Origin of the sequence: Gallibacterium salpingitidis, from assembly GCF_030517105.1 — a bacterium.
Classification (GTDB): domain Bacteria; phylum Pseudomonadota; class Gammaproteobacteria; order Enterobacterales; family Pasteurellaceae; genus Gallibacterium; species Gallibacterium salpingitidis.
Genome location: NZ_CP103875.1, coordinates 1,840,058 through 1,864,062, shown reverse-complemented (window position 1 = coordinate 1,864,062; position 24,005 = coordinate 1,840,058). Strand labels below are relative to the sequence as shown.

The window sequence follows — 24,005 nt, the reverse complement described above, 5'->3', positions numbered from 1 at the left end:
CTTCTTTAACTCCACAAAATCCTACCTATTTTTCCTCTCAAAATAAAAAAGTTAAATTCTTTGCGTTATCGCCATTAGCGGTAGTCAGCTTTATTGCAGCTGGGATTTTAATGCCTTGGACAGATGTGTGGGCGTGGAATGATGTTGGTCTTGAGAAAGGAGGTACATACAACATCAGTGGAGCCGACCAACGGGGTTGTACAGGAAAGAACACCGTAAATTTAACAATTAATGAAAGCGGTGACGGCGATGACATGAAGTGTATAAGTGCAGAAGGTTCTGTTGCCATTGGTGCTGACGTTACCTCCGCCAAGCTCGCCACAGTAGTAGGTTCTTGGGCGAGTGCTTCTGCCGAAGGGGCTGTTGCTATTGGTAATGGGGCTAACGCAAGCTCATCTAATTCTGTTGTTATCGGTCGTAATGCTTGGACTGATAAAAATGCAATACAAGCAGTGGTAATTGGTCAAGGAGCGAGTGCCGTAGGGAACGGAGGTCGTACTGACGAAGAAAACGCCATGATTGCTATTGGTAAAGGAGCCAGAGCACGAGGAAACCAAGCCACCGTTGTAGGTAGTACAGCCGCTGCTCGTCGTCAAGCGACTGCTATTGGTAATGACGTATTTGCTCAAGGCAGTAGCTCAATCGCTATCGGTAACGATGATATTGTAAATGCCAATTATCAGGACAAATTACCTGTAGAAACCATTCGCAGGATTTTCTCTGGTTTGTGGACCGCTGAAGGCGCAGGCGATATGAATGCTGCCTTGATTTCATATGGCAATCAAAAAGACAGTGAAAGCTTCTACTACAAATATATCGAATCAGAAAATAAAGATACGAATGGTAGTTGGTTAGGCACCACCACCGATAAACGCAATTTCTCTCCCACCTATGCTGCAGGCTTGGGTTCTATTGCAATTGGTTCTCGTACCGTAGCTGGTGGTGAATTATCAACCTCTGTGGGTTCTCTCTCTTTCGCTTTAGCAGACCGTTCTACCGCCGTGGGTCTTCGTGCTTTCGTTGCTGGTCCGGGGACGATTAATCAACAAAAATTTGATGGTGCCGTTGGTGCCACCGCGATTGGTGAAAACTCTCGTGTATTTGCGGCCAACTCAGTAGCGATTGGTAATAACGCCGAAGCTTCACATACAGGTGCTTACGCCTATGGTTATAATGCTAAGGCAGTTGGTGCAGGTTCTATTGCTCTTGGCTATAGTACAGTAGCTGGTGCTAGAATTAATGCTGATCAATATGATAAATTAAAAACTTTGACAAGCTATTTGCATGGTCTAACCATCATTGATGAAAATGGTAAGGTAGTCAATAGTAATGTTAATACATTCAATATTGGTATTAATGCCCTAATTAATGGTGGCCAGATCAATGGACAAGACGTAACAGGAGTACAGGCTGGCTTTACAGATAATGCGCTTTTTGAACAAAAAGGTACCGACGGACTAAAACCTCAAGAACAACGTGCCAATGAATATCTTGAGGTAAATGGTAAGAAAATTTATAACCTCCAACTTGGTGATGGGGATGGTATTGAACCAAACGGCAAAAACGACTACTCAGCCAACAACGGTATTGCCATTGGTCGTTATGCTTTCGCGCTTCGTCAAAATAGTATCACCATGGGTTATGGTACTATCTCTGATGCGCAGTCTGGTATCGCTATCGGTTCTTACGCTCATGTCGCTGCAGGCTCTACTAACTCAGTTGCTCTCGGTGTCAATGCCTATGTTACTGCGTCTAATGCACTTGCCTTGGGCTATTCTTCAAAAGCATTGGGAGGCAATTCATCAGCAATTGGTGTAGGTTCCAATGCAACAGCTCAAAACGCTATTGCTTTTGGTCTAGCGGCGCAAGCGACTAGCGCAGGTAGTATGGCATTTGGTAACCTAGCTCGTGCTACTCTTGAAAACTCTATGGCATTGGGATACCAATCAAGAACTGACTACACCACCACTGATGCGAGCAACAAGCCTACTGGTACTGCATGGGATGCGTTAAGTTACGAAGAGCGTAATAAATACCTAAGCGACTTTAACAAATATGCCTGGATGCCTGATGGTAAAGACTCTATTTACTATATTTCTAACCAAAAAGCGGGTATTATTTCCGTAGGTCAAAAACTTAGCGAGCGTCGTATTACCAACTTAGCTCCGGGTGCATTAGGTTCTGATGCGGTTAATGTGGATCAGTTAAGATCTGTCTATTATCAATTACAATCAGATTTAAGTAAATCCAATAGGCAAAATACATTGCATTACCTCTCTGTGAGTGACAAGGGGCAAAACACCACTCTTGAAAACAGTATGAATCTTGTTGAGAATTATCAAGATTATGTCACTAAAAAAGCGATGTACTTGTCTTATGTAGCACGTAAAAAGCTCAATAATGAGAACTTCTCTCAATCTGCCATGGACGAAATGAAGGCAGATATTCTGAAAATGGAGGCAGACAACTCTACATTTAAAGACACTGCTACAGCGTTAAAGAACTTTGATTTAGATGGTAATAGCTTCAGCGCGAGCGACTCTATCTCTACCGTATTAAACAATTTAAATAATGCTCAAGATAGTGATTTTGGTAAAACACCTCCTGGAACGGCTGATATTGAAGCAGAAAGAAATGCCTCTAACTACGACAATAACAAAGCAATTGCCGCAGACAGTATTGCTATCGGTTATCGTGCTAGTACAGGAGAGACAGCAACTGGTGGTATTACTATCGGTACTAGAGCAACCGTCTCTGGTGTAGGAGGTGTGGCGCTTGGTCAGAACGCTAGTGTTACTGGCAACAAATCAATTGCTGTTGGTTTTTCATCTAGTGCGACAGGCACTGATGCTATTGCTGTCGGTGATACTGCACAAGCGACAGGAGATAACAATGCTTTAGCTATCGGTAAGGGAGCATTAGCTTCTGGTACTTGGCACTCTGTCGCCATCGGTCAAAGCACTAAAGCATCTGCTGATAACGCTTTAGCACTTGGTTCAAATAGCTTTGCTGGTGCTTCTAAAGCTATCGCTATTGGTGCCGACAATAATAAAAACGGCGATACAGAGTACACTGTAGGTGAACAATCTATCGCTATTGGTAACGGCAATAGAGTTTCAGGTGCACAATCTATTGCTATCGGTACAGGTCACAACGTTAGTGGTGCTAATTCTGGGGCATTTGGTGATCCTAATACTGTTTCTGGGACTGGTTCTTATGCCTTTGGTAATAACAATACGGTCACAGCTGACTATACCTTTGTTCTAGGTAATAACGTTACTGCTGCTCAAGCAAGATCGGTTTACCTTGGCGGTGGTGTTGATTTTATTAGTGATACGACTAAATCTAAAGGTTTAGCAACTTATACTGCTACTGATGAGATTAATGGTGCTACTTTTAGTAATTTCGCGGGAGCAACTCCTGTAGGTATTGTAACTATTGGTAAAGATTCAGAATCTCGTCGTCTTCAAGGTGTTGCACCGGGGTTATTATCTGCAAACTCAACTGACGCTATCAACGGCTCACAACTTTATTCTGTTTTAAATCAAGGTCTCTCACTTAAAGGTAACTTTAACTCAGCAGGAGCAATGACGACCTATCAATCCATGGGGATGAAGTTTGATCTTGTTTCTGGTACTGATGCGAAATGGACAGGCGATAGTGTGCGCTACCTAGGCAATAACCTCGCTACTTATATCGATGGTGGTAATAAGAGAGTATTGTTTGGTATGCGCAAAGACCCTACTTTTGAGTCGATGATTTTGCGTAATCCAGAGGATACAACTAATGCCAATGGTATTAAATTTGCCGCTACAGCAAATACAGTTACGTTAAAACAAGTACTTTCTACAGGTGCAGATGTTGCCTCTGGCACTACTAACACTGTTAAACTCACTAACTTAACCAATGCAACAATCAGTGGTACAAGCTCTGATGCAGTGACTGGCGCGCAATTAAATGCTATTAAAAATATTATTGGTGGTAATGACTACACCATCACCAACGGTATTGTGGCAGCGCCAGCTGTATCAAACGGAGCAGGCGGCGTAGCAAATACCGGTAAAACCACTATTGATGCGGCAATTAAAGCCTCTCAAGAGAAAGTTATTGCGAAAACCAGCCAAAATGAGCTAGTGACAGTAACAGTTGCTAATGAAAAAACTGCTGATGGGGCTAACCAATACGAAGTCGGTCTTAATGTAACAAATCTTGCTAAGGAATTAGCGAAACCTGAGAATGGTGGATTTGCTAAGACAGATTTAAGCAATATCACTACAGATGGTAAAAAAGCGGTAAGTGGTTTAGTATCCGCTACCGCAAAAGATGGTTATACCTCGGTTGACAAAACAGATAATGCTGATGGTACACGAGCCTTTACTATTGGAACTAATGTTGCTACCACCATTACCAATGAAGCTGCAGCAACTACAGGAGGCAATGCGAATAAAGTTGCTTCTGCCCAAGCGGTATATAGTGCGGTTTCTGGGGCAAAAGCGGATATCAATTTAACAACCGATGATACCAATATCTTTAGCTTAACTGGTGATAAAACCGCAGGTTTAGGTAGTGATACCTTTACTCTAGCGTTTAGCAAAGCGAAGTTATTAGAAGTGTTAAAAGGCAACGGTGCTTTAGACGATACTTTTGTGAAAGTGGATGGCTCGAACTTGCCTGATATCACTAAAGAGGCAGATGCTACTAAAGTTGCTACATGGCGTACTAAACTGGGTATCGGTGATGGTGTCAATTGGTTTAATGTGAATCCTCAAGATAGCGCTAAAGCCCTTAACTACGATAAGAGTACAAGTGGTGCCAAAGGTACCAATGCGATTGCGATTGGTTACAACGTCTCTGCTCCGGGTAATGAGATGATTGCTATCGGCTCAAATATTACCGCAAAAATAGACGAAACAGATCCTCTTCAAGGACAAACTATTATCGCTATTGGTCGTCAAGCAGGTTCAGGACGTACGGCTGGAGAGCATCCTACCATTGGAGGTGGCTCTGTATTGCTTGGTGCCAATACTTACTCGGATGGGGTTGGCGGTGTTGCCATCGGTACCTCAGCAGGAGCTGCACAACAGTTTGGCACTGCCGTTGGTTCAAGAGCTGAGGCTAAGGGAATCAATGCTACTGCTGTTGGTGCGAATGCCAAAGCTGAGGAAAGACAATCTCTTGCTCTCGGTTCAGGCTCAAAAGTGGAAACTGGCAGTCTAGCTGGTAGCATCGCCCTAGGTGCGACTTCAGTAGTAAGTGGTGCGGCGGTTAACGGCACTTCTGTATCTGATTACTTAATCGCAGGCGCTAAAGATAAGGATGGTAATGACATTACTACGGTAGCAGGTCAAGATGCTTCTAATGCTATTCTTGCAATAGGTTCTGGTAAAGATGGAGCTACTGGTTCAATTAAATACCGTCAAATCCAAAATGTAGCACCGGGTCTTGTTTCTAAGGATTCTACCGATGCGATTAACGGTTCTCAACTCTATTACACCAATAAAACTGTCACTACCCTTGCTGAGAAAATCGGTAACGGTTCAATTAATGGTGTTGATGGGGCGCGTGGTGAAAATGGCGCTCCAGGTACCTCAGTCGCAGGTCAACCTGGCGTACCGGGTAATGCTGGTAAAGACGGTCTTAACGGTGAAAGCCTAGCTAACAAAGTCCAAGGACTTCGTGATGGTATGGCAGGTACAGTAGTTTATACCGATGCTGAAACAGGTGAACGTGTTCTAGTCGAAAATGGCAAGTATTATTCAGCAGCTGCCGCAGGCGCACTCGTTAAAGCCAATAATGGTCTATGGTATGAAAAAGATCGTGTCAATGATGATGGTACACTTAAAGATCCAAACGATAATACTGGAAAAACCTTGGCTGAAAGAGTGACTGCTGGTAATGGCAAAGAGTACACCGATCTATCGAAGATTATGCTTTCAGCAGTTAATACAGCCGGCGATACGAAGAATGATACAACGCCAATTACCTTATCGCATATTGCGAGCGCTTTAGGTATTGATCCTACTTCCTATAAGGATAGTGCATTAACGGCTGATACAGCTGCGAAAGATAAAACAAAAGTCTTTGAACTTATTGGTCAAACTGCTCAAGGTACTAATTCTGCTACAGGTCTTTACGCTCTTAGCGGATCTGCGCTTAATAAAGCCGTAACATTAGCGGATTTACAAGCGATTGGTTTAACTGGTTTGGTATTTGGTGCGGATAATTCAATTACTACTCCTACTCTAGCAAAACGTGTGGCATTAGGCGGAACCTTTAATATTTTAGGTGATGGCACTGGTACATCTGGCGCAAACCAATATATTGATACCACAGTTAGTGCTGATGGCGTTAGAATCACGCTTAATCAAAACGCTATTGATAAGCTAAATGCGGTACCTACTAGCGACAATATGGATAAAAAAGCGAATACAAACGCTAACAATATCGGAGAGTTTAAGGAAAACTGGAGCAAAGCACTTCAAGGCATCACTTATACCGGTGATAACGACTCAGCAACAGCTGAGAAGAAACTTGGCTCTAGTGTATCTATTACTGGTGGCAAAAATGCACCAGCGGCAGATCAAGCAAGCAGCGGTAATATCGTAGTGACTGCTTCTGATGCAGCAACAGCTAGCAACGCAGAAGTGTTGATTCAATTAGCAAGCAACTTAACTGGTATTAGTTCTGTAGCTGGTGGTTCAGACGCGACTAAAGACGCTAAATTAACTTTTGTCAAAGAAAAAGATGCAGATGATAAAGCTACTACTTACGACGACACTAAACCGGTGATCTTAGCAAATGATGCGATTTTAACTGGTCTTGCTGACGGTAAGGTTGAGACAGGTTCTAAAGACGCAGTTACTGGTGGTCAGCTTGCTGATGCATTAGCTGGAAAAGCCGATACTGCAACTTCCGGTATTAAATTTATGGGCGATACTGGATCCACAGAATCTGATGTTAAGTTAAATAAAACCTTGAATGTTAATGGCACTAAGGACTTTGTGACAACTAAGACAGCAGAAGCCGGTACTGATGGTAACGGTAGCTTGGTGATTGATTTAGCACAAGGTGTTAAAGATAAGTTAGCGAAGATTGATAGCTCTAAGGACTATGTAGATACGACACGTAGTATTCAGCTTACCGCTGATTCTGGTTCAACTACAGCACAAACCTTAGCAAACAATGTTAGCTTTAAGGTAGCTGGTGCAGAAGGTATTGAAACATCAGGAGATCGCAGCACTATTACTGTGAAAATTGCTAATGGTGGTGTAACCGAAGCTAAACTTGCAAAAGATGCGGTTACTAAGGATAAGATTAAAGATGGTGCAGTAGATAATGCGAAGTTAGCTGCTGATGCGGTAACGACGGATAAGATTAAGAATAAAACTATTCTTGAAGAGGACTTAAATGATCTTCTTACGAATAAGATTAATCAAGGTGCCGCATTTGATTCTGCGAAGATTAAATTAACTGGAGATAATAGCAGTACATCAGGAGATATTCTGCTTAAGAATAATCCAAGTTTAGCCTTTACAGGCAGCAGTGATATTGAAACCAAGGCATCAGCTACTGGGGTATCATTTACTTTAAATAAAGAAACGACAGTAACTAATGCAGCTCCAACTAAAGATTTAGTGGTAACGTCTGGTGCTGTATATAATGCTATTAAGACAGCTAAACCAACAGTAGCTGCATCTGATGCAACGCATGGCAGTATGACTGATAACCTAATTACAGTAGTAGGTTCTAAGTCAGACGATATTAGTGGTAACTCTTTCTATGTTGGTTTATCTAAAGCAGCGCTTGTTAATGCGTTGAAAGATGATTTTGCTGGATAACAGCTTTAAAGTAGTTGATGATGGCTACACCATGAAACTACGAACTAAATCATTAACATTAGATGGAAGTAGTTCTGATAATCCTTATGTTGCTGTTACATCAAAAAATGATGGATTAACTTATTATATACTTAAAGATCAGTATGATAGCTATCAAGGAGGAGTTAACAACGCTATAACAAATGTTTATAAACTTAATCAAGAAGGTAAACTTGTTTCAGCTGATGCTACTCCTAGTATGAACAATTACACCGTACAGCAAGAAAAAGATGTATCTAATCCAACGGTTAAAGATATTACTGATGGTATTAAATTTACCGGTGATGGCTATATCGATATTGTCTATGATGGAACATATACTGATGCTGAAAAAACAGGTGGTAAAACAGTTCCTGTCTTGAAATTTACTGCTGGACAAGCGGTAAAAGAGGCGTTAGCCGAAATGCAAAATCATGGCTTTAGTGCAGCCACAATTAAGTATAAAGTCAATGCTGGTGATACTTCTTCTGTCACTTTAGGACAAGGATTTGATTTCCGTGGAGAAGGTGTATCAGGTTCTCCAGATAATAAGAATATCGTGATTTCTAAGTCTGCATCTGCTGATGATGGTGTAGTTAACTTCACTCTTAGCAAAGATCTTAAAGCGATTGATTCTATTGGTAGCGGCGATAGTAAAGGCGCAATAGGGGAAGCTCGTCTAACCTTTAATTCTGCTACACAAAGTGGAGAACAAACTACACCAGCTAATATCACTGCTAATAATGTGAAACTCACTGGTTTAGCGGATGGTAAGATCGAAAAAGGTTCTAAAGATGCGATCACTGGTGGTCAGTTAGCGGATAAATTGGGTATCAACAGCAGTGAACATGGCACAATTAATGACCGTATTTCTCAACTTGAAAAAGGCCTTAAAGGTACTGTTGTGTACACTGATGCTGCTGGCAATCGTGTTGTGAAAACAGATGACGGTAAGTACTATCACTATAGTGATGTAAAAGACTCATATTATTACAACGGTAAATGGTATAGCTCGGCTAATTGGAATAGTGCAGAGGATAAACCAACAAATGAAAGTGAGTCTAAGAGTGTAAACGCTCTCGCTGATGCTGATGCGAATAAAGTTATCTTATCTTTAGTGGATAATGATGATGATACCAATACCACAACACCTATTACGTTAGGTAACTTGGCAAGTGCGTTAGGTATTAATCCTCTAGGCGCTACTGCTGATACTGCCAAGGGTGAGAAAGTTGCACTGGATAAGAAAGCGCTTGATAAAGACAAAGCACAAAGTGTTATTGGTAACAGTGATGCAACATCAGATACTGAAAAAGGTATTTATGCTCTCAAAGGTATAGATCTTACTCGTGCAGCGACTGTTGGTGATTTACAAGCTCTCGCTTTTGCAGGTCTTGATATTTTAGGTAACCAAGATGATGATGTTCTTAAAGCTAACCGTATCCGCAAAACTTTAGGCTCTGTGCTTAATATTGAAGGTAAAGATGGTGCTAAGTATATCAAGTCAAGTGGTAATGACGACACTAGTAAGCTTTATAGTGCAGATAACCTTATCACCCATAATGATGAAGGTACATTGCGCATCGAAATGTTAAAAGCACCAACCTTTGAAGCATTAAATCTTCAAGGTTCTGCGACGGACGCACCGAAAGTTACCCTAACCCCAGGTGGTACTGCAGCTACGCCTACGATGACATTGAGTGCTCCTAAACCAGATACTGCTTCGAATGAAACCGTTCCGGTTCAACTCAAAGGCATTGCAGCAGGTGCTGATGACAATGATGCAGTGAATATGAGCCAGTTAAACGCAATTAAAACCGCACTTAATGGTAAAGACGGAACTCCGGGTACTACAGGCACTGAAGGTCCTGCAGGTCAAGATGGTACTAACGGTCAAAGCATTGGCAATAAAGTGCAAGCATTACGTGATGGTCTTGCTGGTACTGTAGTTTACACTGCGAAAGATGGTAAGCGTCTGGTAGTTTCTGATGATGGACAATACTTCTATCGCGATACCATTACTACTGGCTATAAGAAAGCTAATAATGGTAAGTGGTATTCAGCAGTGAATGTTGACAATGATGGTAATCTAAAACCGAATGTTACAGAAGACGGTTTAGATTTAGCAGGACTTAATACTAAATATCAACGAGATCATGAAGGGGCAGGTAGTCAGGTTGTAAATTCTGATGATGTGATTCTTTCTACTGTTAATACTGATGGTACAACAACAAAACCAATCACATTGGCTAACTTAGCTGGTGCGTTGGGTGTTGATTTAACAGCGGATACTACAAGCACTCTTGAACCACAACCACTAAAACGTACAGCAACACCAACAAGTGCTGATGCGCAAGCGATTGTGAAGAATTTACTCGAAGGTAAAGCAGGTAAAGGAACTAAACCAGCACAGGGTGACGATACTAGACCTGATTTGGATATGAGCCGTGTTGCCACTGCTGCTGACTTACAAGTTTTAGCGCAAGCAGGCCTTGTCTTCCAAGGCAATGATGCAACTAAGGTAAATCGTGCATTGTCACAAAAATTATCGATTGCTGGTTATACAGATGATGCAACTAAATTTACTGCATTAGATAATGACAAAGCGGCTGCTAACAATATCTTTATTGAAGGTACACAAGATACTGATAAGGGTACAGGTTCACTTACTGTGAAATTGGCGAAAGATTTAGTAAGTATTGGTTCTATTGGTAGCGGTGCGACTAAAGGTGCGGATAAAGAAGCGCGTATTACCTTTACCGCGGGTGCTGCTGCTGATAAAGATGGCACTACTGTTAACGAAATGCAACCAACTATCAGTATGAACAATGCGCGTGTAACCGGCGTAACCGCTGGTGTTAACGGTACTGATGCGCTTAATGTTAGCCAATTAACCAATCTATTAGGTACAGGTTATAGCACTGATAAAGATGGCAAGATTACCACTCCGGCGGTAGTAAATGATTCTGGTAATGGTAATAAAGGTGGTATTGGCGGCACTGGTGCGAAAACTATTGAAGAAGCAATTAGTGCATTACGTACCACAACCCAAACAGGTATCAGCGGTAAGTTAAACTTCAAAGCGGAAAGTTTCTCTGGTAACGATACTAATTCTGTAACCATTGCGAAAGCGCTTACTGAAACATTAGAAATTACTTCTAATGATGAAACAGCTAAAACAAAAGCTGATGATACTGGTGTGGAATACAAAGGTGCAAATATCAATGTATCTAACCAAGGTGGAAAACTTAATATTGCCTTGAAGCAAGTTAAGAATAAAGCAGCGATTGATACTGGTGATACAGGCTTAGTGACTGGTGATGTACTTAAAGACTATATTGGCGAAGTTGCAACCTTTAACTATAAAGTCAACAACGACGCTACCGCTAAAACAACCACTCATAAACAAGGCTTTACCTTTAAGTCAGGTAATACAAACTTGACGGTTACTGGCGGTGATAATGATGGCGTGATCACCTACACCTTAGCAGATCAGCTCACTGGTATTACTTCAATTGAAGGTAAAGCTGGAGCTGGTGAAAAAGCTGCGAAGATTACCTTTAATGCAGGTAAAGCAACTGATAGTGCTGATACCAAAGATATTGATGAAAGACAACCGACTATCAGTATGGGCAGCGCTCGTGTTACTGATGTACTTGCCGGAGTAAATGGTACTGATGCAGTTAATAAAGCTCAATTAGATGCGATTGCGAAACAAATCATTGGTACACCGCTTAATGGTAAGGATGGTAAAGACGGCATTAACGGTATCGATGGTTACGGCGTTGATGGTAATGATGGTTATGACGGTACTAATGGTGTATCGGGAGCGCAAGGTCAAGCAGGAGCACCGGGTGCTCAAGGTCAACCGGGTAGAGATGGTGTTAATGGCCTTGATGGTTCTGCAAGTAACGACGGTACCAACGGCACAACTATTATCAATAAGGTACAAGCCTTACGTGATGGTGCCGCAGGTACTGTGGTTTATACCGATCTTCAAGGTAATCGTGTATTAGTAGAAAACGGCAAGTTCTATTCTTTAGCGACTGCTGGCAATAAAGTAAAAGCGGCTGATGGTTTATGGTACGACACAAATGATGTAGATGCGAATGGTGTTCCATTACAAGATAAAACAGGTAAAACGCTTGCACAACTTGTCGCAGATAAGAATGGTAAAGAACTTGCAGATAATGAAATTATGTTATCTACAGTAAATCCTGATGGCTCAACTAAAGCACCGGCAACATTGGCAAATATCGCCAGTGCGTTGGGTATTGATGCGAGTAAGTATGCAAGTACAGCCCTTACCGCAGATACAGTAGCTAAAGATAGTAAGAAGATCTCTGAACTTATCGGTACTACCGATGGAACTGCTTCAGGACTTTACGCTCTTAAAGGCGCAGCACTTGATAAAGCGGTTACTCTTGCTGATCTACAAGCGTTAGGCGTAACTGGTTTAGTATTTGCAGATAACACAGGTACAACACTTCGTCGTGCTTTAGGTACTACCCTTAATATTGTGGGCAAGGTTGATGCTACTAGCGGTGCTGCTGTTGATGTATCTGAGAAAGCAGATGACTATAGTGGTGATAACTTAGCTACCGTAGTCAATGCAGATAACAAACAACTCCGTATTCAAATGTTGAAGACACCAGGCTTTGACGGCATCGTAATTAACGGTAAGGATGGCGCTAAAGGTCAAGACGGCAAAGACGGAACTCGTGACCAAGACGCTTATATCGGTGTCAATGATAAAGGCGAAGTTGTCGTTATCAACGGTACAGATGGCAAAGATGGTAAAGACGGTTTAGACGGTGCTAACGGTTCTAAAGTTATTACTGAAAAAGACCTCAATGGTGATAATACTAGTGATGCAACTATTAAACTTGCGTATGCGACCGATGGTACGGGTTATACAGTTGACGAAGATGGTAAACAAACTACTAAACAGGCTGGAACAGTCAAACTTGGTGAAGGCTTACACTTTAATAATGGTACTAATATCACCGCACAAATTGATAAAGACGGTATTGTGAAATACAACTTAAATGACGTATTAAACAACATCAAGTCTATCGGTGGTGGTACGGCGTCTAACCCAGCTGATCCTAAGGAAGCACGCATTACCTTTACAAATGGTGTTACTGATGATGTTACGACGACACCGTATGATGAAAGAAAACCATCTATCAGTATGAACGGCGCTCGTATTACTGATGTTGCTGACGGTGTTAATGGCAAAGATGCGGTCAATAAAGGCCAATTAGATGCGATTGCGAAACAAATCATTGGTACACCGCTTAAAGGTGCTGATGGTAAAGATGGTATCAACGGCGTTGATGGTTATGGTTATAACGGTACTAATGGTGTGCCGGGAGCACAAGGCATTCCTGGTGTACCTGGTCAAGATGGTCTTGTTGGCCCTGCTGGTAAAGATGGCACCAACGGTACAACCATTATCAACAAAGTTCAGGCTTTACGTGATGGCGCTGCAGGTACTGTGGTATATACCGATAAGGCAGGTAATCGTGTCTTAGTGGAAAACGGTAAATATTACTCTGCTGATACTGTGACTGGTTACCAAAAAGCGGACAATGGTTTATGGTATAGCACAGAAAATATGAAAGATGGCAAACCTCTACCAGGTGCTGAAGGTCTTACTCTAGCTGATTTGGCTAAGAAGAAAGATGCTAGCTTTGATCCTGCAGGTGAAGAAGGTAATGTCGCTAAGTCTGATGTAATGCTTTCTGCGGTGAACCCTGATGGTTCAACTACAGCAACAACTACTTTGGCAAATATTGCGAGTGCTTTAGGTATTGATTCGATTAAATCTGGCACTAACGATCCGTTAATGCTTGGTGGTAATGCTATTACAGATGAAGCTGCTAAAAAATTAATGAATGGTTATACAGATGATAGTAAGGTAAATCACGATGGTCTATTAAACCTTAAAGGTGCTGCTTTAAATAAAGCAACAACCTTAGCTGACCTTCAAGCGGTGGCACAAGCTGGTCTTGATTTCTTAGGTAATCAAGCTGAAGCAGACGGTCTTATCCATCGTCCATTAGGTTCATTGTTGAAGATCCAAGGTAATAGCTCTGTTACATGGGCTACATCAAATGCAGCTAATTACTCTGCCGATAACCTTATTACCCACAAAGACGGTAAAGACGGTGATGTTCTTCGTATTGAAATGAAGAAAACTCCTGGCTTTGACGGTATTGTGTTAAACGGTAAAAATGGTCAAACAGGTAAAGATGGCTACATCGGTGTGGATGGTAGTGGTAATGTTGTAGTTATCAACGGTACTAATGGTAAAGATGGCACTACACCAACTCCTACTGGCGACAATAAAGTCGTGACTAAAGGCGATTTAACTGGTGATAGTGCAACAGTGAAACTTGCCTATAAAGCGAATGGTGCAGGATATACCTATACTGATGATAAGGAGCAGTCTCAAACTGTAAGCAAACCAGAAGTATCATTGGATACAGGTCTTGATTTCCAAAATGGTGACAACACCACTGCAACTGTCGATAAAGATGGTAAAGTGACTATTAGTGTGAATAAAGATCTTACTGATATGAACTCTGCAACCTTTACTAAGAAAGAAGGTACGACACCTGAAGATACTAAGACTTCAACTACGAAGATCGATGGCGATGGTATTACTATCACAGCAACTGGTAAGAATAAAGTTAGCCTTACTAAAGATGGTTTAGATAATGGTGGTAATACAATTAAGAATGTGGCTGGCCCAGAGAATGATACCGATGCAGCCAACAAGAAATATGTTGATGACTCAGTTAATACCGTTAAAGGTGATGTAACTAACGTTAAGAATGATGTGAATAATATTGCTGGTCAGTTAGGTAACTTACCATTAGCTTATATCAAAACAGTGAAAGAAGATGGTAAGGATGTAGTTAAACGTCTTGTTGCTGCTGAAGATGGTAATTTGTATTTTGCTGATTCGAAAGGTAAAGCAGATAAAGATAAGGGAGTACAAACTCCAGATGGTATTATGCTAGTTCAACCTGATCAAAAACAAGGTATGGGTGATGCACAAACTTTAGGCAATGTGGCCGATGGTAAGATTGCTGAGAACAGCAAAGAAGCTGTCAATGGTGGTCAGTTGCATAGTCTAGTTGGTAAAGGCGCTGTTAAAGATGGTAAAGTTACCGATATCGGTGGTACTGGTAAGGATAATATCCACGAAGCTGTAGAAGTGGTCAATAACAAGGCTGATAATGCGGTGAAGACCGCGGATGAGGCTAAGACAGCTGCTCAAGCTGCAAGAACTAAAGTCAAAGGCGGCAAGAACATCGTTGTTGATGAACCGACTAAGGATAGTGATGGTGCAACAGTTTACACTGTGAATATGGCGGACAATGTTGAATTTAAACAAGTTACTATTGGCGGCAATGTAACTATTAATTCAACAGTAGATCAAAACCAAGATGGTTCGACTACTAACGTGTTAAATGTTGGCACAGAGAAAAATCCAACACGTGTTCGTGGTGTAGCTGATGGTGTTAATGACACTGATGCGGTGAATATGCGTCAAATCAGAGCATTCGCTACAGATACGAATAAAGCCATCAATAATGTTAATAAACGTATTGATAGCTTAACTAAGGAATCACGTGGCGGTATTGCTGGCGCAATGGCAACTGCTAACTTGCAGCAAACTACACAAGCTGGACGCACAACAGTGTCTGTAGGTACAGCAACCTTCAAAGGAGAAAGTGCCGTAGCCTTTGGTATTTCTAAACTTTCTGATAACGGTAAGATTGGTGTCCGTTTATCAGGTATGACCACTAGCAGCGGTGATACAGGAGGTGCTGTCAGCGTAGGCTACACTTGGTAATTTCTGATTAGGAGACAAATGTAAATTGAATAGCACCCAGCTGGGTGCTATTTTTTTGTACTTAAATCTCCCCTAACCCTGAACTGCACCCCTAAAGTTGGACAGTTGATTGATGAGTTAATGGGAACGGTTTATTACCTGAATTGAGGTTGGTACTTTGTGGTGATGTTGTTCACTATTCAAATTGAGATTGGTACTTTGTGGTGATGTTGTTCATTATTCAAATTGAGATTAGTACCTTGTGATAACTTTTATCGCCAAAATGCCCTAAATTCTGCACTTTAATGACAGAAAACCCTCTTCAAGATTGAAGAGGGTTTGGGAGATTTGAAAAGCCATATTTTTCAAAAAGTTATCCAAATGCACTTTTGAAAAATAAAAAATAGCAGACTACATATTGCTAACAATATCATCAGCAAATTCACTGGTAGAACGTAAAGTTGCTCCTTCCATCATATCTGCGAAATCTGCGGTAACAGTCTTATTAGCGATAGTTTGTGAAACTGCTTTTACCACTAAATCAGCTGCTTCAAACCAACCTAAATGACGCAACATCATCTCACCGCTAAGAATTAATGAACCTGGATTACCAATATTTTTACCAGCAATTTTTGGTGCAGTGCCATGAGTGGCTTCAAAAATCGCAGCATCAAGACCGATATTTGCCCCTGGAGAAATACCAATACCGCCAACTTGTGCAGCAAGTGCGTCCGAAATATAATCGCCGTTTAGGTTTAATGTCGCAATAACATCGTAATCGGTTGGGTGGAGTAGGATTTCTTGCAAGAACGCATCGGCAATACAGTCTTTAATAATAATCTTTTTACCGGTTTTTGGATTGGTAAGTTGCATCCAAGGACCTTGTTCAATTAGAGTAGCACCAAATTCTTCGGCAACTTGATAACCCCACTCTTTAAAGGCGCCTTCGGTAAATTTCATAATATTACCTTTATGCACTAAGGTTAAAGAATCACGATCATTATCAATCACATATTGTAACGCGGCGCGCACTAAACGTTGTGTACCTTGTTTTGATACCGGTTTTACGCCAATACCACAATCTTCTGTAAAGCGGATTTTCTTCACGCCCATTTCGGTTTGTAAAAAGTGGATCATTTTTTGCGCTTCTGCTGATCCAGCGACCCATTCAATACCAGCATAAATATCTTCCGAATTTTCGCGGAAAATAACCATATTAATTAATTCTGGGTGTTTGACTGGGCTCGGTGTGCCTTCATAGTAACGAATTGGACGTAAGCAGTTATAAAGATCTAAACCTTGACGCATTGCCACATTTAATGAGCGAATGCCACCGCCGACAGGTGTCATTAATGGCCCTTTAATTGCAACGTGATATTGACGGATTGCATCAATAGTTTCATCTGGTAACCAAGTATTTTCTCCATAGATTTGATTTGCCTTGCCACCCGCGTAAATTTCCATCCAATGGATTTTACGTTTTCCTGCATAGGCTTTTGCCACAGCGGCATCAATCACTGTTTGCATTGCAGGAGTGACATCAACCCCGATACCATCGCCTTCGATAAATGGAATAATTGGCTGATCTGGTACGATCAATTGTCCATTTTCAGTAAGTTGGATTGGCTGACCTTGGGTTGGCTTTTTAATCTGAGTTTGCATGAGTTGTCCTTTTCAACTAGAAAATAAGAAAATAAAAGAAAAATGATGAATTATTGAGCGCTGATTTTTTTAGAAAATTTGCTTGTAATAAAGCAAGTGATAATCAGCAATCAAAGTGGTTTTAGTATAAAATAAATGCCGAAACAGAACAGGTACTTACGTCACACTTTTAACATTGTTTTAATAATTAAATGCGAAATTTTAACCGAACTGGGCGCAAGCCGATAAAACGAAATTTATCACCGAAACCGCAGCCAACATTAGCAGAAACCAAAATTGTGCTATTTAATAAACCTTATGATGTGTTAAGCCAATTTAGTGATGAGGCTGGACGGCAAACCTTAAAAGATTTTATTGCTATTGCAGATGTGTATCCTTGTGGTCGTTTAGATCGAGATAGTGAAGGGTTGTTGTTATTGACCAATCATGGTGAAATTCAACATCGTTTGACCACGCCGAAATTTAAGTTGGCAAAAACATATTGGGTACAGGTTGAAGGGATTCCCACTGAACAGGATTTAGATCGTTTGCGTAACGGGGTGATGCTTAATGATGGTAAAACGTTACCTGCACAGGTAAAAATGATTGCGGAACCGTCGCAGTTATGGGCACGTCAACCACCAATTCGTGAGCGTAAAACGATTCCGACCAGTTGGTTAGAAATCAGTATTCACGAAGGGCGTAATCGACAAGTACGCCGTATGACTGCACATATTGGTTTTCCAACGTTGCGTTTGGTGCGTGTTGCGGTGGCTGGCTTTGAGCTTTTTGCTTTTCCTGCATTGACATTGGGTAACAGTTATCAGTTAAATGAACAAGAAAAACAGCAGTTATTACAGCGTCTGAAATTAAATTTAAAGGAGTAATAATGTTAAATCCACGAATTACGATGGCTTGTGTAGTGCATTGCCAAGATAAATTTTTATTTGTTGAAGAATTTGAATACGGCAAGATGACCTTAAATCAACCCGCAGGACATTTGGAAGAGAATGAAACCTTGTTAGAGGGAGCAAAACGGGAATTATTCGAGGAAACGGGCATTGAGGCGGATATGCAAGCGCTGTTAGGCGTATATCAATGGCATGCACCGCGCTCTGGTAAGGATTATTTCCGTTTTGTGTTTATTGTGGAGTTAGATGAGTGTGTTGAACCACATCCACATGATAGTGATATTAGTGGCGCATTGTGGCTAACTGTTGATGAGTTTCAACACTATATTGCCCAAGAGGGAAATGCTGCGCGTAACCCATTGGTCTGGCAGACAGTACAAGATTATTTGGCTGGAAAACGTTATCCATTAGCGGTTTTGCAAAGTTTTAATTTTCAGTAAATGAGTTATGAATTAGCTAAAAGGATCTCTGTTACAAATCCTATCTTTTAAATTTCTCATACCTTCTTCAATGTTGAGGAAGGTATGGGAGATGCACTATTTATTTTATGCGTGATGTTGTTGTAATTCTTGTTTAGCCTGTTGATAAATAAGCCAGGAAGCCTTGATGGCAAGATAAGACATAAAAAAGGCAACAATTAAATCTGGTATGTTACTTTGTGTATAGAATACAACAATCGCAGCGAGGATAACCGCTAAATTACCAATGGCGTCATTACGAGAACAGAGCCAAACGCTACGCATATTGCTATCTCCTTCTCTAAATGTGTATAGAAGTAGTGCGACAAGTATATTGGCAAAAAAAGCACATAAACCAATTACACCCATTTCATGATAATTCGGTATTTCGCCGTACCATAATTGATATAGCGTGGTGAGTAAGATCCAAATGCCAAAAATCCCCATCGAATATGCCTTAAGTAGTGAGGCTTTAGCTCGTAAACTCAGTGTTTTGCCTAAAACAAATAGACTGATAAGGTAATTAGCACTGTCACCAAAAAAATCTAAGCTATCGGATAGTAATGAAACTGAACCTGCTTTAATACCACCAATAATTTCGATTAGAAACATAATGGCGTTGATGGAAAATGCCCACCAAAGTATTTTGCGATATTTGTTTGATTGTGCAGTTATTTGACAGCAATGATCATGTTCACAAGACATAATTAAAACCCTTTACTTGAATAAAAACAGGTCTAGACTATAAAGGGTGTAGTGGCTACGGAGTCAAGCAGATTATGGAATTTTTCACCATTAAAAAACTCAGTGAGTTAAGTGGTATTCATCTTGAAACCATTCGTTTTTATGAGAAATCTCAAGTGATTTTACCTGCGCAACGGGCGAGTAATGGTTATCGTCAATTTACCACTAAACATTTGCAGCAGCTGAAATTTATTAAAACTTGTCGTTCATTAGGTTTTGATTTAGCGGAAATTAAGACGTTATTAGCATTACAGGATCAACCTAATACTGATTGTTATGATGCCAATCTGATGGTGGAGCAACATTTACAGCAAGTTGATGAAAAAATTCGAGAATTACAGCAAATTCGTACGCTGTTAGCGGATATGGCGCAATGTGATCAACATAATGTTGAACAATGTTTAGTGATAAAAACATTAAAAAATGAAGGATCTAATAACTATTGACATCCTCCCCGCCCTAAAGGACGGGGATTCCTACTAGTGCCAATTGCAAGCAATGGGCTACTCTCGGTGGGTTCTTGTTGCTGACTTCTAATGAAGTTCACTTCACAAGCTCTACGGACATGTCCTGCCCTGACATTTTATTACGCGTGGACGATAGCTCGCCCACGCCCCAATACATTTAACGCTCCAACCACATCGGCATTTTCTGTATAGCCACATTCTACACACTCAAAATTAGCCTGTGTTTGGCGATTTTCTTTTGCTATATGACCACAACAAGGGCAAGTTCGGCTGGTATTTTGCGGTGGCACTGCCACTAAAAATCCACCTTGCCATTCCGTTTTGTAGTCCAACTGACGGCGAAACTCAAACCAAGATTGATCTAATATCGCTTGGTTCAACCCTGATTTTGCAGCAACATTTTTGCCTGGTGCTTCCGCTGTACCTTTGGCTGATTTTGACATATTTGACACCTGCAAATCTTCAATATAGATCATGGCGTGGTTTTTGCTGATTTTGCTTGAAGTCTGATGCAAGAAGTCTTTGCGACAATTGGCAATTTTATGGTGCAGTTTGGCGATTTTCGCCTTTAATTTCTGCCAGTTTTGACTAAATTTAACCTTATTTTTGAGTTGGCGTTGGAGTTTTGCCAATTTGCCTTTGTAGGTTTTAAAGGCGTTTAATGGCTCAAAAAATTCACCGTTTGAAAGCGTGGCAAAACGTGAAACGCCCATATCAATACCGATTTCACCGCCTTTATGTGTCGGGATTTCGTACTCAAATTCAGTTTGAATACTGACAAAATAGTGACCGCACTTTTGGCTGACGGTAACATTTTTGATTTCACCAACGATATCTCGGCTGTTGCGATAGCGAACCCAGCCAATCTTTGGCAGATACAAGCGGTTATTTTGTTGCTCTAATTTGCAACCTTGCGGAAATCGAAAACTCTCTTTTAAACCTTTTTTCTTAAACTTGGGGAAGTCTGCTCGCTGTTGAAAGAAATTTTTAAACGCACTTTCTAGGTCTTTTAAAGACTGTTGAAGCACTTGAGAATGGCATTCTTTTAGCCAAACTAATTCTTTTTTCCATTGTGGAAGCAAGTTGGCGATTTTGGTGTAACTGAACTTAAAGCTGTTATCTTGCTCGTATTGTTCATTTTGCCAAGCCAACGCCCGATTGAACACAAAACGAGAGCAACCACTGAACTGTTTAATTCTGCGGATTTGGCTACCATTTGGCATTATCTCGAACTTAAAGGCTTTGCGTAGTTGCATTGACAAGGTTTAGAATGTAAGTTTTCAACATTTTACACTTGGTCTATGCAAAAAGAAACAGAAATTAGACATGGTAGGCATTGCGTTTTTAATATGCATGTTCACTTAGTCTTTGTAACGAAATATCGCCGTGATGTTTTTACGAAAGCCATTTTAGACGAACTCAAATTGATTTTTGAAAGCGTCTGCAATGATTTTAAAGCAAAATTAGTTGAATTTGACGGTGAAGACGATCATGTTCATTTACTTGTGGAATATCCGCCGAAAGTGGCTGTATCTACACTTGTAAACAGTTTAAAAGGTGTATCAAGCCGAATGATTAGGAAGAAAAACTACCCGAACATCCGCAAAAAACTTTGGGGCAATCAGCTTTGGTCTCCGTCTTATTTTGCGGGGAGTTGCGGTGGTGCACCGATTTCCATTATTCGCCAATACATTGAGCAACAACAAACACCTGATTAGTTAGGTTGGTGTAATAGACAAAATTGTTGCTGAACTATCAAAAACTATGCCAAGTGGACAAAATTGTGGCTAATATTTATTTTCTTTAAATGTTAGCCACTCTTTTTATTTAAAAAATCTTGTATAAACAATATCTTACGCTTTTTCGTTAATCCATTATGATTATTTAATTTTCTCTTAAGTTCGCTAAATAATCCTTCTAAACGATTTGTCGTCTTTTCTATATTTAATTCAGGATATTTCTCATAGGTAAAAATAAAATCCATATAACGCTTTAAACTGGCATAAGCACCTCTTACATTACGATGTTTATAAGGAAAATAACCTTTTTCATTGGCTTTATCATTCCTCTCTTTTAAAAACGTTTGATGTTTTATAAACCAATAATGTAATCGTCGATAAAATTCATTTTTTGAGCTTTGCGTGAGTGTTTTTATAATGAGTTTTAATTCTTTACCTGCTTGAGATTGATGCTTTTTCCTTAATTTTCTCATCACAATAGCTATCATATGAAATTGACACATCTGTATTGGGGTATTAAATAAATCCTTCATCAATCCCCTTTTACCATCGCAGGTAATTGATTGAATAATATAATCTTTTTCTCTTAATCTATTCAGTGCCAGCTGGTAATAAATCACTTTTTCGGTTCGAACAAAATAATGGGAAACCACATTAGTTGAATTCGAATCAATTAACACTAATACGCCAAAATAACGACCGAAAAAAGTCGTATCCATAATAATGTTCAGGTATCGATTTAAAGGCGGTTTTAAAGAAGTTTTAGGCGCTTTATCAATATATCTTTGAATAGTTCTCACTGAACAATGATATTTAACGGCAAGTTGTTGATAGGTTTGTTTTCCAGATGTGTAATCTGACCAAATTTTATTTGGGACTAATTTAGTTTTGAAGGTAAATGTCTTATGGCACTGAGGACAAAAATATCGCTGAATATTATTTGATGTACCATGTTTCTTTATTTTTGTACTTTGGCAAAATGGGCAGTTTTTTGTTCATATTTCAAAAAGAGGACTTAAAGCCTTGTACTATAAGGCTTTAAGCCTGCTTTTAGCAACAATTTTGTCTATTACACCGTTAGGTTTGAAACGGCTTACGCCGTTTGTGCCTTATATCTCCGCCCTGAAGGACGGAGTTTTACGGCACGAATCTGATAAAAACACCTGCCGAAGACGACAGGTGTTTATTTTTACACACAGGAGAAAAGAGAATTAGATTTCAATATCTGCAAAAAGCGGAGTACTGAGGTAACGTTCAGCTGCTGACGGTAAAATTGCAACTATAAGTTTATCTTTGAATTCTGGTAATTTAGCTAAACGATCCGCTGCTGCAACAGCCGCACCAGAAGAGATACCTACTAATAAACCTTCTTTTTCTAGTAATTTACGAGCTGTTTTGATTGCTGTTTCACTATCGACTTTTTCTACACGATCAACGAGTGATAAATCGAGATTTTTTGGAATAAAGCCAGCACCGATACCTTGGATTTTGTGTGGACCTGGTTTTAATTCTTCACCAGCAAGATATTGGGTAATAATTGGTGATTCTTCTGGTTCAACCGCAACAGAAATAATATTTTTCTTTTGATCTAATTTAATGTATTGCGAAATACCGGTAATAGTACCGCCTGTACCGACACCAGCAACTAATACATCAATTTTACCTTCACTGTCATTCCAAATTTCTGGACCAGTAGTTTGACGGTGAATTGCTGGGTTAGCTGGGTTTTCAAATTGTTTTAACATTACATAACGATTTGGATCAGAGTTAAGAATCTCTTCTGCTTTAGCAATAGCACCCTTCATTCCTTTTGCACCTTCGGTAAGGATTAAATTTACCCCAAGGCTTTTGAGTAATTTTTTACGTTCATTACTCATTGTTTCAGGCATAGTAATAGTAATTTTGTAACCTCTTGCTGCAGCAACGTAAGCTAAAGCAATCCCGGTATTACCGCTGGTAGCATCAATGATTTCTTTATCTTTAGTAAGAATGCCATCTTTTTCTGCTTGCCAAACCATATTCGCACCAATACGGCATTTCACACTGAAACTTGGGTTTCTACCTTCTACTTTTACGACTAAATTACCGTTTTGTCCGAAATGTTGTAAGCGTACAAGTGGAGTATGTCCAATACTTAATGAGTTATCTGCATAAATAGTCATAATTTCTCCTAATGATTTGTTCATTAATTAATATGGGAATTAGCTTACTCTTAAGCAGAAAAGATGAACAATGCTTATTCGCTATATTTTATAACTTAATGGAATTTAGCTTATGCAAAATCAGGATATCAGGCATAAAAAACACGCCAACAGAAGTAATTGGTGTTGGCGTGTGAGT

11 protein-coding genes are annotated in these 24,005 nt (G+C 40.2%); 6 read left to right on the top strand and 5 right to left on the bottom strand.

Going from position 1 to position 24,005, the window contains the following annotated elements; translation table 11 throughout:
• Positions 1–110 precede the first annotated feature (110 nt).
• Positions 111–7,838, top strand: coding sequence for a hypothetical protein (locus tag NYR30_RS09015; RefSeq protein ID WP_066111101.1), 7,728 nt, complete (start codon positions 111–113; stop codon positions 7,836–7,838).
• Between the two features lie 31 nt (positions 7,839–7,869).
• Positions 7,870–15,726, top strand: a complete 7,857-nt coding sequence (locus NYR30_RS09010; protein WP_302500649.1) for a YadA-like family protein — start codon at positions 7,870–7,872, stop codon at positions 15,724–15,726.
• A 390-nt stretch (positions 15,727–16,116) separates the two neighbouring features.
• Here the strand turns inward: NYR30_RS09010 and icd are convergent, their stop codons facing one another.
• Positions 16,117–17,367, bottom strand: coding sequence for an NADP-dependent isocitrate dehydrogenase (gene icd / locus NYR30_RS09005; RefSeq protein ID WP_066109745.1), 1,251 nt, complete (start codon positions 17,365–17,367; stop codon positions 16,117–16,119).
• A gap of 191 nt (positions 17,368–17,558) precedes the next feature.
• Between icd and NYR30_RS09000 the strand changes: the two genes are divergently transcribed.
• Positions 17,559–18,233: an rRNA large subunit pseudouridine synthase E gene (locus NYR30_RS09000; RefSeq protein WP_066109742.1), complete on the top strand. Its 675-nt coding sequence runs from the start codon at positions 17,559–17,561 to the stop codon at positions 18,231–18,233.
• A gap of 2 nt (positions 18,234–18,235) precedes the next feature.
• Positions 18,236–18,697, top strand: coding sequence for an NUDIX hydrolase (locus NYR30_RS08995; RefSeq protein WP_066109739.1), 462 nt, complete (start codon positions 18,236–18,238; stop codon positions 18,695–18,697).
• 105 nt (positions 18,698–18,802) lie between these two features.
• Here the strand turns inward: NYR30_RS08995 and NYR30_RS08990 are convergent, their stop codons facing one another.
• Entirely contained in the window at positions 18,803–19,420 is a 618-nt protein-coding gene (locus tag NYR30_RS08990) for a cation efflux transmembrane domain-containing protein (protein ID WP_066111092.1), read from the bottom strand.
• A gap of 74 nt (positions 19,421–19,494) precedes the next feature.
• Here NYR30_RS08990 and NYR30_RS08985 point away from each other — a divergent pair, with 74 nt between their 5' ends.
• Complete coding sequence (locus tag NYR30_RS08985) at positions 19,495–19,905, top strand: MerR family DNA-binding protein (protein WP_302500642.1); 411 nt, start codon at positions 19,495–19,497, stop codon at positions 19,903–19,905.
• 140 nt (positions 19,906–20,045) lie between these two features.
• On the opposite strand, the gene NYR30_RS08980 is transcribed toward NYR30_RS08985, so the two are convergent.
• Positions 20,046–21,182, bottom strand: a complete 1,137-nt coding sequence (locus NYR30_RS08980) for an RNA-guided endonuclease InsQ/TnpB family protein (RefSeq protein WP_066112012.1) — start codon at positions 21,180–21,182, stop codon at positions 20,046–20,048.
• A 45-nt stretch (positions 21,183–21,227) separates the two neighbouring features.
• Between NYR30_RS08980 and tnpA the strand changes: the two genes are divergently transcribed.
• Positions 21,228–21,644 carry an IS200/IS605 family transposase gene (tnpA, locus tag NYR30_RS08975; protein ID WP_039083471.1) on the top strand — a complete coding sequence of 139 codons (417 nt, stop codon included), beginning with the start codon at positions 21,228–21,230 and terminating at the stop codon, positions 21,642–21,644.
• A gap of 92 nt (positions 21,645–21,736) precedes the next feature.
• Here the strand turns inward: tnpA and NYR30_RS08970 are convergent, their stop codons facing one another.
• Positions 21,737–22,627 (bottom strand): IS256 family transposase, variant Zn-binding type, encoded by an 891-nt coding sequence (locus tag NYR30_RS08970; RefSeq protein ID WP_437125218.1) that lies wholly within the window; start codon positions 22,625–22,627, stop codon positions 21,737–21,739.
• A 249-nt stretch (positions 22,628–22,876) separates the two neighbouring features.
• Positions 22,877–23,827, bottom strand: a complete 951-nt coding sequence (gene cysK, locus NYR30_RS08965; RefSeq protein WP_066109731.1) for a cysteine synthase A — start codon at positions 23,825–23,827, stop codon at positions 22,877–22,879.
• Positions 23,828–24,005 lie beyond the last annotated feature (178 nt).